The sequence below is a fragment of the Sulfuricella denitrificans skB26 genome (assembly GCF_000297055.2).
GTDB lineage: Bacteria > Pseudomonadota > Gammaproteobacteria > Burkholderiales > Sulfuricellaceae > Sulfuricella > Sulfuricella denitrificans.
The window spans coordinates 2460992-2475273 of sequence record NC_022357.1; the positions used below are offsets into that span (position 1 = coordinate 2460992).

Below are 14282 nucleotides of genomic sequence, written 5' to 3' on the forward strand. Positions count from 1 at the left end.
GTCTTCATGCGTTAATCAAGCACACCTAAACAACAGGAGCTCAACATGAAACGATTTCTGATCGCAGCCGCACTTGCCGCAACCACAGCCTGCCTTGCCGCGCCGGCACTCGCGACCGATGTCGGTGTTTCCATCAGTATTGGCCAACCCGGTTTCTATGGCCAAATCGACATCGGCGGCTATCCGCCACCGCAAGTAATCTATCGTCAGCCGATGATCATCGAACGGGTGCCGATGAACCGTCCGCCGGTCTATCTGCGCGTACCTCCGGGCCACGCCAAACATTGGAGCAAGAACTGCCACAAATACAACGCCTGCGGTGAGCGGGTCTACTTTGTGCAAGACAACTGGTACAACCGCGAGTATGTCCCGCGTTACCAAGAGCAACATCGTGATCGCAGGGATGACCGCCGCGACGAGCGCAGGGATGATCGACGTGGGAAGCAAAATAACGACCGCCATGGCAACAATCAAGGCCAAGGTCGTGATCGCTAAGGCATTGTCATAATAGCGATGGGGCATGCGATTTTTTTGTCAATTCATTGGGCTATTTTCAGTTCATCTATTTGGAGAAATTAAGTGAATAAAATATCCGCCTTGCTCCTTTTGACTATCCCGTTAACTTTATTATCCGGCTGCGTCGTGGCGCCCAGTCAGCCGCATTCACGTATCGATATGGGCGGTTCATTTGTGAATGGTGATTTGAACAGTTTCTACTTTTCTTTGGGCGAGTATTACCGAGTGCCAGAGCGTGATGTTATTTTCATCCGTGAACGGCGTATTCCGGACCATGAGATTCCTGTTGTATTGTTCATTTCGCAGAGAGCACGGGTGACACCCTCGGCGATCATTAACTTAAGACTGTCCGGAAGCAGTTGGATGGATATCAGCCTGCGTTTTGGTCTGGGGCCAGATGTTTACTATGTGCCAGTACAAAGCGTTTATGGATCGCCTTATACCCATGCTTACGGCCATTATCAGAATAGAAATCGTAATGAATGGCAAAAGATAAGGCTCGCTGACGATGATGTAGTGAACCTGGTCAACCTGCGCTTTATTTCTGAGCGTTACGGCTACCCCGCTGAGGAGGTGATGCGGATGCGTTCGTCCGGCAAGAATTTTATGAATATTAATGACGAGGCTCGTCGAAGCAATAAAGGGAGTGAATATCGCCAGCAGGAACGCAGAGATGGCCGTGAACCTGCGATGCAACAGGAGAGACGGGAGAAGGAAACGCGTCAGTCGGAACGCAGGGATGAGCGTGCGCCGGTGATGCAACAGGAAAGGGAAACGCGTCAGCCGGAACGTAGAGATGCCCGTGAACCTGCGGTGCAGCAGGAGAGACAGGAGAAGGAAACGCGTCAACAGGAACGCAAGGTGGTTCGAGAACCCGAAAAACTACAGGGTGTGCCGGACAAAGCGAGCCGTCAGCAGGAGCGTAAGGAAACTCGGGAATCTGCGATTCAACAAGATCAGCAGAAGAAGGAGTCCAGCAAAAAAAGGCGTAGCGATGACGAGGATTCCACTGAGCCGCAAAATAATAAAGGTAGGGGTGCTCGGCGAGAAGTGGATGAGGGGCAAGTTCGTTAAGTGTGTTTGTACTGCATCAACCTGAAAGCAGTTTCCAGGGAGAGGACAATACGAACTTACGTCACCCTTGAAAGTCCATGTTTTTGGGGGAACTCGCCGTTCCTGGCAAGAGAAAAGCAGCTTAACAGACCTTATTCATCATGATAACGGCGGCCAACTGGTCGCTGTTTTTGTTTCGGTGCCGGCTTCTAGCGGAGTGACTCGCTCATGATATCCAGCACGAATTCAGCCGGCTGATTGCTTGCCCCAGAGTTCACGAATTTTTCCTCGCTTTTCTTCTTCGTTACCCTTGCCATCCCTCGTCCTCTTTGCTTGCCCGAACAATGCTATTGTGCAATAATGTTTTGCACAAACATAATATAAATAACAACCCTTCTTTGTTACAACATAAAGCAAGAATTTTCTCGCACTGCAATTGGCTGTCATTAACTTGTTCAAGAGTTATGTTAATCGCAGCCTGCTCAGGCATATACGGCTCAGCCTCCTATCAGCCGATGAACAATATCCGAATCACGTTGCCACTTTACTGACACCCTAATTCATAAAGAACCCATTCCTATGCCCTTAGATTTCAATTCGTACGATACGAAAAATTTTTATGATGAACTGATCCAGCCCTCCGGCGCGCCCCGACCGGGCGCCAGAATTCTTGTCGAGCGTATCGAATCTCTCCAGGATGGTGAGATCATTGCTCGCCAGAAAGCGGCTGAAGCTGCCATGTACAACATGGGCATCACGTTCACCGTTTATGGCAGCGATGAAGGCACTGAAAAGATTTTTCCATTCGATATCGTTCCACGCATTGTAGAAGCCAGCGACTGGCAATATATCGAGCGCGGCCTGAAACAACGGATCCACGCTTTGAATCTGTTCCTGGACGATATCTACCACGAGCAGAAAATTCTCAAGGATAAGGCTATTCCCGAGGATCTTATCCTCTCGGCGAGCTCGTTCCGGCCGCAATGCGTTGGACTCGATGTCCCGCGCGGAATCTGGTGCCATATCACCGGCACTGATCTGGTTCGGGACAGTGATGGACAACATTACGTACTGGAGGACAATCTGCGCTGTCCGTCTGGTGTCTCTTACGTGCTGGAAAACCGGCAGGTGCTCAAGCGTACCTTGCCGGTCGCATTCGACGCTTCGCGGGTTCGAGCGGTGGACGATTATCCCGCCAGATTGCTCGAAACGCTCCAGTACCTCGCACCTGATCATTTATCATCCCCCACCGTCGTGGTGCTGACGCCGGGCATGTACAACTCGGCCTATTTCGAGCACTCGTTTCTTGCGCAACAAATGGGTGTGGAACTGGTTGAAGGTAGCGATCTGGTGGTCATGGACGGTTTTGTCCACATGCGCACCACGCAGGGTTTTCAGCGTGTGGATGTGATTTATCGCAGGATGGATGATGATTTTATTGACCCGAAAGCATTCCGTGTCGACTCTATGCTGGGGGTTCCTGGCCTGATGGAGGTTTATCGAAACGGAAGGGTAGCCCTTGCCAATGCACCCGGCACCGGCATTGCAGACGACAAGGCGGTGTATGCCTATCTGCCTCAGATCGTCAAATATTATCTGGGTGAAGACATGATATTGCCCAACGTGCTCACCCATATCTGCGCAGACAAAAAAGAGCGCGAGTACGTACTGGCCAATCTCGACAAACTGGTGGTCAAGGCCACCAACGAATCCGGCGGCTACGGCATGCTGGTGGGACCTCACTCAACGAAAGCGCAGCAAGCTGAATTTGCCGATCTCATCCGCAAGAATCCACGCAATTACATCGCGCAACCGACCTTGTCACTCTCGCGAGCGCCGGTTTTGATGGGAGATCATTTCGAAGGACGGCACATCGACCTGCGCCCCTATATTCTCTACGGCAAGGATATTTACGTCATGCCCGGCGGCTTGACACGTGTGGCTCTGAAAAAAGGTTCGCTGGTAGTCAATTCGTCTCAGGGTGGGGGTAGTAAAGACACTTGGGTGTTGAGCGAATGAGTACACAAAAAATAAATATCAGAGGGAGTAAATCAGCATGCTGAGTCGTGTCGCCAATTCGATCTACTGGATGAGTCGCTATCTGGAACGCGCAGAGAACGTCGCGCGCTTTATCGACGTCAACCTCAACCTCAGCCTGGATTTGCCCGCAGGGTACGGCGAACAATGGGCACCACTGGTCAACATATCCGGTGATCTTGAGCTGTTTACCAAGCGTTATGGTGAGCCCACGCGAGAGAATGTCTTGCACTTTCTCACCTTCGATCGAGAGAATCCGAATTCCATACTAAGCTGCGTTCGTCATGCCCGTGAGAACGCACGCTCGGTACGAGAAATCATTTCGTCTGAAATGTGGGAACAGGCTAACCGCTTCTACCTGCGGGTCAAGGAAGCTGCCGCGAACAAATCCGCGATCGACAACCCCCACGACTTTTATACTGCCGTAAAAATGGAGAATCACCTGTTCGATGGCATCACCGAGGCCACCATGTCTCATGGAGAAGCCTGGCATTTCCTGCAAGTGGGCGAACTGCTCGAACGTGCCGACAAAACGTCACGTATACTCGACGTAAAATATTTCATCCTGTTGCCGGATGAGCAAGCTATCGGCACTGCCGTAGATAACATCCAATGGTCGGCACTGTTGAAATCAGCTAGCGCACTGGAAATGTACCGCAAGCACTCCAAGCAGATCAACCCGTCCAAGGTGGCAGAATTTCTGCTGCTGAACCGCGATTTTCCACGTTCGGTGCAATCCTGCCTGGCTCGTGCCGCGTACTCGCTGCATGCCATCACCGGATCAAGACAGGATGGCTTTAGTAACTTGACCGAGAAACGACTAGGCAAACTGCTTGCGGATTTGAATTACACTCAGATAGACGAGATAATCGCCGGAGGATTGCACGAGTTTCTCGATGGGCTGCAAACCCGTCTGAATCACATCGATAGTGCAATTTTCGAATGTTATTTTACACTTCGCCCTTTGACTGGCAGCAGTTCCCATCTAACCCAGGAACAATAAAACACCATGACTTTTTGCGCGGCATTTAAAATTGATGAAGGCCTCGTCGGCATTTCAGACACACGCCTTACTTCAGGTGCGGAGCGCACCACGGCCCGCAAAGTAACCATACACCAGCATGGGAAGCACTCCATGTTCCTGATGACGTCCGGACTACGGTCGGTGCGCGACAAGGCGCTGACCTACTTCGAGGAAGTGCTGGAAGAGCAAGACACACACTTTGACAAGCTCTACAAAGCCGTGAACGCTTTTGCAGCGCAGGTACGCCTGGTTGCACTTGAAGACAAGGAAGCACTCAAGGAATGCGGGCTGGATTTCAACCTGTTCTCGATTATCGGAGGGCAGTTGGAGAAAGACAAGGAGCACAAGCTCTACATGCTCTATCCGCAGGGAAACTGGGTGGAGGTAGGAAAAGGATCCCCTTACTTTCTGATCGGCGAATCGAGTTACGGGAAGCCGATCATCGATCGGGTTCTGCGCTATGAATCTTCAATGGATATGGCCATCAAGCTGGCCTATCTTGCCTTCGACTCGACGCGGATCAGTGCGGTCGATGTGGATTTTCCCATAGATGTTGTGCTGTACAAGCGTGATTCCTACGAAATAGTCCAGCATCGATTTGAGCGCGAGGATCTTCAGCATTTACCCGAATTGTGGCAGGAAAACCTGCGTAAATTGGTGGAGGAGATGCCTGACGAATGGGTGGATGTTGCGCTCTCCAAGCTGTCGCCCAAATAAGCCCTCAAACTTATGCTGTTGAAAATCATCCACCGCACCCGGTACCACTACAGCCAACCGGTATTTCTGGAACCCTTTACAGTCAGACTGCGGCCTCGCTCAGATGCCAATCAGACCGTGCGCAGCTACAACATCGATTTCACCCCGATCCCCAGCGGAGTCTCCCACTGCATCGGGCTCGATGGCAATCACAATGAAACAATCTGGTTCGGCGGCTTGCACGAGAATCTGTTGATTGAAGTCCATACAGTGGTGGAAACCCACCATGTAGATCCATTTAACTTTCTGGTCACCGACCCGGCCGCTCTCAGTTTGCCTGTCAAGTATCAGCCCAATCTGGAGACTGCACTCGCCCATTACCTGCGACACAATAATACCTCTCCGCAGGTGGATGCATTTGCACAGGAAATCATGCAGGCGGCGAAGTACGAGACCATTAAATTCCTGATGCTACTGGCGGAACAGATACCGACACGTTTGAATTACATGCTACGCGAGCATGGCGATTCATGGACGCCGGAAGAAACCATGAAACATGGAGAAGGTGCCTGCCGCGACTTTTCCGTGCTCTTTATTGAGGTATGCCGCATTGCAGGCATCGCGGCTCGTTTTGTCAGTGGCTACTGCATCGGAGATATTGCCTCCAGCAATCATATGCATGCCTGGGCCGAGGTTTATCTGCCAGGTGCAGGGTGGCGCGGATTCGACCCCAGTCGCGGCGTGACCACTTCAGATGATCACGTCGCGGTGGCTGCCAGCCATAACCCCCAGGATGCTTCACCAACTTCCGGAAATTACCGGGGGCAGGCGACATCTTCCATGGAGGCCGACATATCGATCCGCCTCATGAATTCAGTGGAGCCAAGTTAACTTCTGAAAGCTGCGTGCAGCTAGCGAGGTGACTCGCTCATGATGTCCAGCACTGAAGTCAACCCCTTAAGCAAACCTTCCAGAACCGGCGCCGGCACTTCCCGCAGTGCGCTGCGCAGCCGGCCCTGCATTGGGCCGGGTATGCTCTTGGCCAGTTCCAGGCCGGGGTCGGTTAGATAGAGGCGCACCACGCGGCTATCCGTGTCGTTCCGCTCCCTGCGCACCAATCCACGCGACTCGAGCTTGTCGAGCAGATTGCTGGCGGTGGAGGGATGGATGTGCTGCGCCTCGGCCAGTTTAGTGACGCGTAAGCCGGGTTGTGCGGAGATTTGCCACAGAGCCCAAAGCTGGGAACCGCTCAGGCCGTGGCTGCCTTCGATGTTCTGCATGCCAGCCTGAACCGTGCGCACTAGTTGCAATAGCTTGCTGAAGGCTTCCTCGGCAGATGCCATATCCGGCCCGAATTCAGCCGGCTGACTGCTGGCAACGAGATTATCGGACTCGCCTTCGATATTCTTCTTCGTTCCTTTTGTCACTGCTCGCCTTCCTTGCCCGAATAATGCTTTTGTGCAATAATGTTTTGCATAAAACATAATATCAAGAGCAACACAGTTTTGCCATAACTTCATGATAATAATTTTCTCGCACTACAATTAAGAATGACCTAACAACCCGCCATGGAGCACCTGCTTTCGTTCGCCCGCTACGGCCAACACATTCGCCAGCAGGCATAAACCACAACCCAGGAGGTTCTCAGATGGAAGAAATTGCTACCCGGAATAAAAACAGCCAGCACGTCAGTTCCAGCTCGCTCACCGAGCACGACGTATTCCTTTTCAAGGAAGGAACTCATGCCCGTCTTTCCGAAAAACTGGGAGCCCATCTCATTACTAGAGATGGACAAAATGGCACGCACTTCGCGGTGTGGGCGCCAAATGCCGTGACTGTATCGGTCTTTGGCGATTTCAATGGCTGGGACAAGGTTTCCCATCCTCTGGCCGCGCGAACGGATGGTTCCGGCATATGGGAAAGCTTTGTGCCGGGCATGGTCAGCGGAGATTGCTACAAATATCACATCACTTCGCGTGATCATAACTATCAGGTCGACAAGGCCGACCCTTACGCTATGTTCAGTGAAGTTCCGCCACTCACCGGTTCTCGTGTCTGGGATATGACTTATACCTGGAATGACGAGGAATGGATGTCGCGGCGACGGGCGGCCAACGCGCTCGATGCGCCAATGTCGATCTACGAAGTGCATCTGGGATCGTGGCGACGGGTGCCCGAGGAGGATAATCGCTCCCTCAGCTACCGGGAAATCGCGCCGTTACTGGTGGATCATATGCGCGAAACGGGCTTTACTCACGTCGAACTGCTGCCGGTCACCGAGCATCCGTTTTTTGGCTCCTGGGGTTACCAGACCACCGGCTATTTTTCCCCGACCTCGCGCCAGGGCACGCCACAGGACTTGATGTTCCTGATCGACCACCTGCACCAGGCGGGTATCGGCGTGATACTCGACTGGGTGCCCTCGCACTTTCCCAGCGACGAGCATGGCCTCTCCTATTTCGACGGCACCCACCTGTTCGAGCATGCCGATCCGCGTCAGGGCTTCCATCCCGAATGGAAAAGCGCCATCTTCAACTATGGCCGCAACGAAGTAAGCGCCTTCCTGATGTCCAGCGCCCTGTTCTGGCTCGACAAGTACCATATCGATGGTATCCGCGTCGACGGCGTCGCCTCGATGCTTTACCTCGATTACGGACGCAATGAGGGTGAGTGGATCCCCAATGCCCATGGCGGGCGCGAAAACCTCGCGGCCATGCAATTCCTCCGCGGCCTCAACGAGGCGGTGTATCGCGATCACCCGGACACCCTCACCATCGCCGAGGAATCCACCGCCTGGCCGATGGTATCGCGCCCAACCTACATGGGCGGCCTGGGCTTCGGCATGAAGTGGAACATGGGCTGGATGCACGACACGCTGAAGTACTACCAGCAGGACCCGGTGTTCCGCAAGTATCACCACGAAAAGCTCACCTTCAGCATCTGGTATGCCTTCACCGAAAATTTCGTCCTGCCGATGTCGCACGACGAGGTCGTGTACGGCAAGGGATCGATGATCGGCAAGATGCCGGGCGACGAATGGCAGCAATTCGCCAACCTGCGCCTGCTCTACGGCCACATGTGGGGCCATCCCGGCAAGAAGTTGCTGTTCATGGGCGGGGAGTTCGGCCAGAAACGAGAATGGCAACACGAAGAAAGCCTGGAATGGCATGTCCTGCAATACCCGCTGCATTCCGGCCTGCAACGCTGGATGGGCGACCTCAACCGCTGCTACAGATCCGAGCCAGCGCTCTACGAGAAAGACTTTTCGGGTGATGGTTTCAGCTGGGTGGACTTCCACGACTGGGAAGAAAGCGTGATCAGTTTCCTGCGCCATGGCCGCAATCCCGAAGACAGCGTGCTGGTGGTCTGTAATTTCACGCCGGTGGCGCGACAAAACTACATCGTCGGCGTGCCGCGCGGCGGCTACTGGCAGGAAATCCTCAACAGCGACGCTGAAATCTACGGTGGCAGTGGCGTCGGCAATCTGGGCGGCGTTGAGGCCTCGCCGGTGGCGGCGCAAGGCCACTATCACTCCCTCTCGCTGGCCCTGCCGCCGCTGGGCGTGGTGTATCTGAAACAGGCAACCGGAAATAGAGGAGCAGCATGAAGAAATCCACCCTTCCCCAAGCCAGCCGCTCCCGCGCCATGATCGAGCGGGTCAGCCCCGAAATCGACGCAGGCCGTTTCCCCATCAAGCGCGTTGTCGGCGAGGAAGTGATGGTCGAGGCGGATGTCTTCGGCGATGGTCATGACCAATTGCGCTGCCTGCTGCTGCATCGACCGGCCGGCACCAAAGCCTGGGAAGAAGTGCCCATGACGGCCAGCGGCAACGACCGCTGGCAGGCCAGCTTCCATGTCGCCGCCCTGGGCCGGCACGAATACACCGTCGTCGCCTGGGTGGATCGCTTCCTGACCTGGCGCCACGACCTCTCCCGGCGTAATGAGGCCGACGACATCGCCATCGCCCTGCGGATCGGCACCTTGCTGGTAGATGCCGCAGCGGCTCGCGCCGAGGGTGATGATCGTCGCCGCCTCAAGGAGGCCGCCGCCGAGTTGGGCGCTGCCGCGCCCGAAGCCGGTCAGGCCATGGCACAAAGCGAAAGCCTGGCCGCTCTGATGGCCGCGCATGGCGAGCGGTTGTTCGTCAGCGAATACGACCACGTGCTGGAAGTGGTGGTCGATACCGTGCGCTCACGCTTCTCAGCCTGGTACGAGCTTTTCCCCCGCTCCTGCGGCGAAAACGGTGCTCACGGCACTTTCGCCGATGTCATCGCGCGGCTGCCGGAAATCGCCGACATGGGCTTCGACGTGCTCTACCTGCCGCCCATTCACCCGATCGGCCGGACTTTCCGCAAGGGCCCCAACAACAGCCTTACGGCTGCCCCGAATGATCCCGGCAGCCCTTGGGCCATCGGCGCCGCCGAGGGCGGCCATCGCGACATCCACCCCGAACTGGGCAGCGCGGCGGATTTCCGCCGCCTGGTCACCGAGGCCCGTGCCCGTGGCTTGGAAGTCGCCATGGACATCGCTTTCCAGTGCGCGCCGGATCACCCCTACGTGACCGAGCATCCCGAGTGGTTCCGCCACCGCCCGGACGGCAGCATCCAGTACGCAGAAAATCCGCCCAAGAAGTACCAGGATATCTATCCCTTCGATTTCGAGTGCGAGGACAGCGATGCGCTGTGGCACGAACTGAAAGGCGTGGTGGACCACTGGATCGGCGAGGGCGTAACCATCTTCCGCATCGACAATCCGCACACAAAACCCTTCCCCTTCTGGGAATGGCTGATCGGCGGCGTCAAGACCGAACACCCGGAAGTCATCTTCCTCGCCGAGGCTTTCACCCGGCCGAGGATCATGCACCGTCTGGCGAAACTCGGCTTCACCCAGTCCTATACCTACTTCACCTGGCGCAATACACAGCAGGAACTGACAGCGTACTTCACCGAGCTTGCCCGCCACCACTCCCGCGAATATTTCCGCCCCAACCTGTGGCCCAATACCCCGGACATCCTGCCTGAATTCCTGCAGTACGGCGGTCGGCCTGCCTTCCTGCTGCGGGTGGCGCTGGCCGCAACCCTGGGTGCCAATTACGGCATTTACGGCCCGGCCTACGAGCTGATGGAACATGAGGCACTCAAGCCGGGCGGCGAGGAATACCTGGATTCCGAGAAATTTCAGTTGCGCCAGCGCGATCTCCAGAGGCCGGATAGCCTGCGTGATTACATTACTCGCCTCAATCGCGTCCGCCGTGAAAACCCCGCCCTGCAGTCGGACTGGAGCCTGAGCTTCCACGCGATCGACAATCCCCTGATGCTCTGCTACAGCAAGACCGCCGGCGACGATACCCTGGTCATGGTCGCCAACCTCGATCCGCACAATGTTCAGGCTGGCTGGATCGAGTTACCCCTGACCGAGCTGGGTGTGCCCGACGATGCGCCCTTCCAGGCACACGATCTGCTTTCCGGTGCCCGCTTCCTGTGGCAGGGGGCGCGCAACTTCGTCCGTCTCGATCCGCAGTCCTCGCCGGTGCACATCCTGCGCCTGCGCCGCCGTCTGCGCAGTGAACGCGACTTCGACTATTTCCTTTAAACAGGCGACACGATGAGTAAGACCAATAACAAGAATCACGACACACCCCCCCCAGTCGCATTAAATTGGGGGAACGACCCGCTCTGGTACAAGGATGCGGTCATCTATGAACTGCACATCAAAGCCTATGCGGATGGCAACGGTGATGGCATAGGCGATTTCAAGGGCCTGACCGAGCGGCTCGACCACGTCCAGTCGCTCGGCGTCAATACGATCTGGCTGTTGCCGTTTTACCCTTCGCCGCAACGCGACGACGGCTATGACGTATCCGATTATGAAAACGTACACCCCTCTTACGGCACGCTGGATGACTTCCGTGCGTTTGTCATTGAGGCGCACCAGCGCAATCTGCGCGTCATCACCGAACTGGTGGTCAACCACACCTCCGACCAGCATCCCTGGTTTCAAGCTGCGCGCAAGGCACCCAAAGATTCGCCCGAGCGCAACTTCTACGTGTGGAGCGACGATCCGAATAAATATGCAGGCACGCGTATCATTTTTACCGACTCAGAGAAGTCCAACTGGACTTGGGACGAGGTCGCACAACAGTATTTCTGGCACCGCTTTTTCAGCCACCAGCCCGACCTGAATTTTGACAATCCGGAGGTGCTTCAGGCGGTAATGAACACCATGGAGTTCTGGCTGGAAATGGGCGTGGATGGCTTTCGTCTCGACGCGATCCCCTACCTGATCGAGCGCGATGGCACCAGTAACGAAAATCTGCGCGAGACCCACGATGTCATCAGGGAGATCCGCCGCCGCCTGGAAGCGAAATATCCAGGTCGTCTGTTGCTGGCCGAGGCCAACATGTGGCCCGAAGACGTGCACGAGTATTTCGGCGACGGTGACGAATGCCAGATGGCCTACCACTTTCCCCTGATGCCGCGCCTGTATATGGCCATCGCCCAGGAAGATCGCCATCCGGTGGTGGAGATCCTCGCCCAGACACCGGACATTCCACCGAACTGCCAGTGGGCGGTATTCCTGCGCAACCACGACGAATTGACCCTGGAAATGGTGACCAACAAGGAACGCGACTACATGTACAGCATGTATGCCGCGGAATCACGCGCACGGATCAATATCGGCATTCGCCGTCGTCTCGCTCCGTTGCTCGAAAACAATCCTGATCGCATCAAGCTGATGAACGGCCTGCTGCTGTCCATGCTGGGCACCCCGGTGCTGTATTACGGCGACGAGATCGGCATGGGAGACAACATTTTTCTGGGTGACCGGGATGGCGTGCGCACCCCGATGCAGTGGAGCAGTGATCGCAATGGCGGCTTCTCGCGCGCCGACCCGCAACGCCTGTACCTGCCTCCGATACAGGATCCGATCTATGGCTTTGAGGCCGTCAATGTCGAATCGCAGTCGCGCGAACCCTCATCATTGCTGTCCTGGACTCGTCACTTGCTGGCGGTTCGTAACACCACCCAAGCCTTCGGGCGCGGCAGCGTGACCATGATGCATCCGGGCAATCGCAAGATTCTGGCGTATTTGCGTGAGTACGAGGGAGAAGTCATCCTTTGCGTCAGCAACGTCAGTCGCGTCGCCCAATCGGTGGAGCTGGATCTCAGCGCTTACGAGGGACGCGTTCCGGTAGAAATGATGGGACGAAGCGCATTCCCTCCCATCGGCAAAGATCCCTATTTTCTGACCCTGATGGCCTACGGCTTTTTCTGGTTCCGGCTATCGACCGATGCCGAACCGCCTGGCTGGCATCTCGACCGCACACCCGTAGAAGACCTGGCGGTGCTGGTGCTGTTCGATGGATGGAACAGTTTCTTTCGTAACCGTGTCGTGCCTTGGCGCATCGCCATGGCCGAAAAGACGAAAACCCAGTTCGAGCGTGACATATTGCCGCGCTTCCTGCTGCGTCAACGTTGGTACGCGGCCAAAACCGAGCCTCTGGAAAAGGCCACCATCGCTGAACACGTCATGCTCCAGGCGGGAGATACACAATGGCTGCTGGCATTGATTGACATCCACGGGGCTGCCAAACCTGCGCGCTATTTCGTGCCACTGGCCCTGGTGTTTGAGGAATCTGACGAACAATCTCAGCGTGTCCTGGCATCGGTAGCCATCGCCAAGGTGCGTCAGCAGGCCAATACCGGCTTGCTGACCGATGCAATGGCCGACGAACAATTCTGCCGCACCATGGTCGCGTCTATCGGCGTGAGCCGCGAGCTGAAGGCTGAGGGCGGCACACTGAGATTCTTGCCCAGTGACGCTTTCGCCAAGATCGTCGGTGACACGCTACAGGGCGCTACACCACTGCAGCGCCTGACCGCGAGCAGCAACTCTATCAGCCTGCTCTGTGACCGGTTGTTTCTCAAAGCTTACCGGCACCTGCATGCCGGCATCAGCCCGGAACTGGAGATGGGGCGATTCCTGACTGATGTCGTCGGCTTCGAGCACTGCGTGCCGGTCGCTGGGAGCATTGAATTCCACGCTACTAACGGTGCGATTTATACCATGGCGCTACTGCAGGCCCAGGTAACGAATCAGGGCGATGCGTGGAGTCATACGGTCGGCCAACTGGCCCGTCTGCTGGAATCGTACGGAAATATTGACGAGGAAATACACGACGAAATCGGTCCGATGGTCGAACGCATGCAGGTTCTGGCGCGCCGCATCGCTGAACTGCACATCGCACTGGCTCGCCGCACTGGAGACCCGGCATTCGATCCCGAACCGGTCCAGTCCGTTGATCTCAAGAACTGGATCGCCACTGTGGAGGATGAGTGCCGCAGCACGCTTGAACTGTTGTCTCAACGTCACGGGGCCTGGGAAAAACCCCTGGCCGAATTGGCGGAGCAGGTAGCTGAGGCGGCCCCCGCACTCATAGCGCGCATCAACCGGGACTTGCTCTCGACCCCCGCCGGAGTGAAGACGCGCCTGCATGGCGATCTGCATCTCGGTCAGGTGCTGATCTGCCTCGATGATTTTCTGCTCATCGATTTCGAGGGCGAGCCGCAGCGCACGCTTGAAGAGCGTCGTGCCAAGCACAGTGCATTGCGTGACGTCGCAGGCATGCTGCGTTCGTTCGACTACGCGCGTCATGCCGCTTTGCAGCAAAGCGCCACAGTCGGATCCGATCCTGACCGCCTGGCACGCGTTGCGCGACTCTGGGAGCAAAGCATGCGCAAAGGCTTCCTCCAGATCTACGGGCAAGTCGCGGTGGAGGGCGAACTGTACGCCAGTGTCACGGAATTTGAGGCGGCGGCAAAGCTTCTTGATCTGTTTGAGCTGGAGAAGGCATTGTACGAACTACGTTACGAAATGGATAACCGACCTGACTGGATCGGCGTTCCATTAGCGGGAATTGCCGGACTGGCCGGTGTTTCAGAATAAACCGATGGAG

10 protein-coding genes are annotated in these 14282 nt (G+C 56.0%); 9 read left to right on the plus strand and 1 reads right to left on the minus strand.

Features of this window, described 5'->3' with window-relative positions; all coding sequences use genetic code 11:
• The first annotated feature begins 45 nt into the window (after positions 1 to 45).
• The 6 genes from SCD_RS11955 (at position 46) to SCD_RS11980 (ending at position 6217) form a co-directional block, all read left to right on the plus strand.
• On the plus strand, positions 46 to 495 hold the full coding sequence (locus tag SCD_RS11955; protein WP_009205420.1) for a hypothetical protein: 450 nt from the start codon (positions 46 to 48) through the stop codon (positions 493 to 495).
• Positions 496 to 579: 84 nt separating this feature from the next.
• Complete coding sequence (locus SCD_RS11960) at positions 580 to 1590, plus strand: hypothetical protein (protein WP_023506991.1); 1011 nt, start codon at positions 580 to 582, stop codon at positions 1588 to 1590.
• 558 nt (positions 1591 to 2148) lie between these two features.
• A complete protein-coding gene (locus SCD_RS11965) occupies positions 2149 to 3588 on the plus strand; it encodes a circularly permuted type 2 ATP-grasp protein (RefSeq protein ID WP_009205423.1) in 1440 nt (479 codons plus the stop codon).
• A 37-nt stretch (positions 3589 to 3625) separates the two neighbouring features.
• Complete coding sequence (locus SCD_RS11970) at positions 3626 to 4609, plus strand: alpha-E domain-containing protein (RefSeq protein ID WP_009205424.1); 984 nt, start codon at positions 3626 to 3628, stop codon at positions 4607 to 4609.
• 6 nt (positions 4610 to 4615) lie between these two features.
• A complete protein-coding gene (locus tag SCD_RS11975; protein WP_009205425.1) occupies positions 4616 to 5347 on the plus strand; it encodes a peptidase in 732 nt (243 codons plus the stop codon).
• Positions 5348 to 5359: 12 nt separating this feature from the next.
• Positions 5360 to 6217: a transglutaminase family protein gene (locus tag SCD_RS11980; protein ID WP_009205426.1), complete on the plus strand. Its 858-nt coding sequence runs from the start codon at positions 5360 to 5362 to the stop codon at positions 6215 to 6217.
• 20 nt (positions 6218 to 6237) lie between these two features.
• Here SCD_RS11980 and SCD_RS11985 read toward each other — a convergent pair whose 3' ends face one another.
• Positions 6238 to 6753, minus strand: coding sequence for a MarR family winged helix-turn-helix transcriptional regulator (locus tag SCD_RS11985; RefSeq protein ID WP_009205427.1), 516 nt, complete (start codon positions 6751 to 6753; stop codon positions 6238 to 6240).
• Positions 6754 to 6974: 221 nt separating this feature from the next.
• On the opposite strand from SCD_RS11985, the gene glgB reads away from it, so the two are divergent.
• From glgB to treS, 3 genes are read left to right on the plus strand one after another with little or no spacing between them, the layout of a single operon-like run.
• A complete protein-coding gene (gene glgB / locus SCD_RS11990; protein WP_009205428.1) occupies positions 6975 to 8933 on the plus strand; it encodes a 1,4-alpha-glucan branching protein GlgB in 1959 nt (652 codons plus the stop codon).
• Positions 8930 to 10918, plus strand: coding sequence for an alpha-1,4-glucan--maltose-1-phosphate maltosyltransferase (locus SCD_RS11995; protein WP_009205429.1), 1989 nt, complete (start codon positions 8930 to 8932; stop codon positions 10916 to 10918). Before glgB ends, SCD_RS11995 begins: the two co-directional genes overlap by 4 nt.
• 12 nt (positions 10919 to 10930) lie before the next feature.
• Entirely contained in the window at positions 10931 to 14272 is a 3342-nt protein-coding gene (treS, locus tag SCD_RS12000; RefSeq protein WP_009205430.1) for a maltose alpha-D-glucosyltransferase, read from the plus strand.
• Positions 14273 to 14282: the final 10 nt, after the last annotated feature.

What these genes read in the sequence shown, in the direction of transcription:
- SCD_RS11955 (WP_009205420.1), top strand. Translation starts at nt 46, where the DNA reads ATGAAACGATTTCTGATCGCAGCCGCACTTGCCGCAACCACAGCCTGC.
- SCD_RS11965 (WP_009205423.1), top strand. Translation starts at nt 2,149, where the DNA reads ATGCCCTTAGATTTCAATTCGTACGATACGAAAAATTTTTATGATGAA.
- SCD_RS11980 (WP_009205426.1), top strand. Translation starts at nt 5,360, where the DNA reads ATGCTGTTGAAAATCATCCACCGCACCCGGTACCACTACAGCCAACCG.
- treS (WP_009205430.1), top strand. Translation starts at nt 10,931, where the DNA reads ATGAGTAAGACCAATAACAAGAATCACGACACACCCCCCCCAGTCGCA.
- SCD_RS11975 (WP_009205425.1), top strand. Translation starts at nt 4,616, where the DNA reads ATGACTTTTTGCGCGGCATTTAAAATTGATGAAGGCCTCGTCGGCATT.
- SCD_RS11970 (WP_009205424.1), top strand. Translation starts at nt 3,626, where the DNA reads ATGCTGAGTCGTGTCGCCAATTCGATCTACTGGATGAGTCGCTATCTG.
- SCD_RS11995 (WP_009205429.1), top strand. Translation starts at nt 8,930, where the DNA reads ATGAAGAAATCCACCCTTCCCCAAGCCAGCCGCTCCCGCGCCATGATC.
- glgB (WP_009205428.1), top strand. Translation starts at nt 6,975, where the DNA reads ATGGAAGAAATTGCTACCCGGAATAAAAACAGCCAGCACGTCAGTTCC.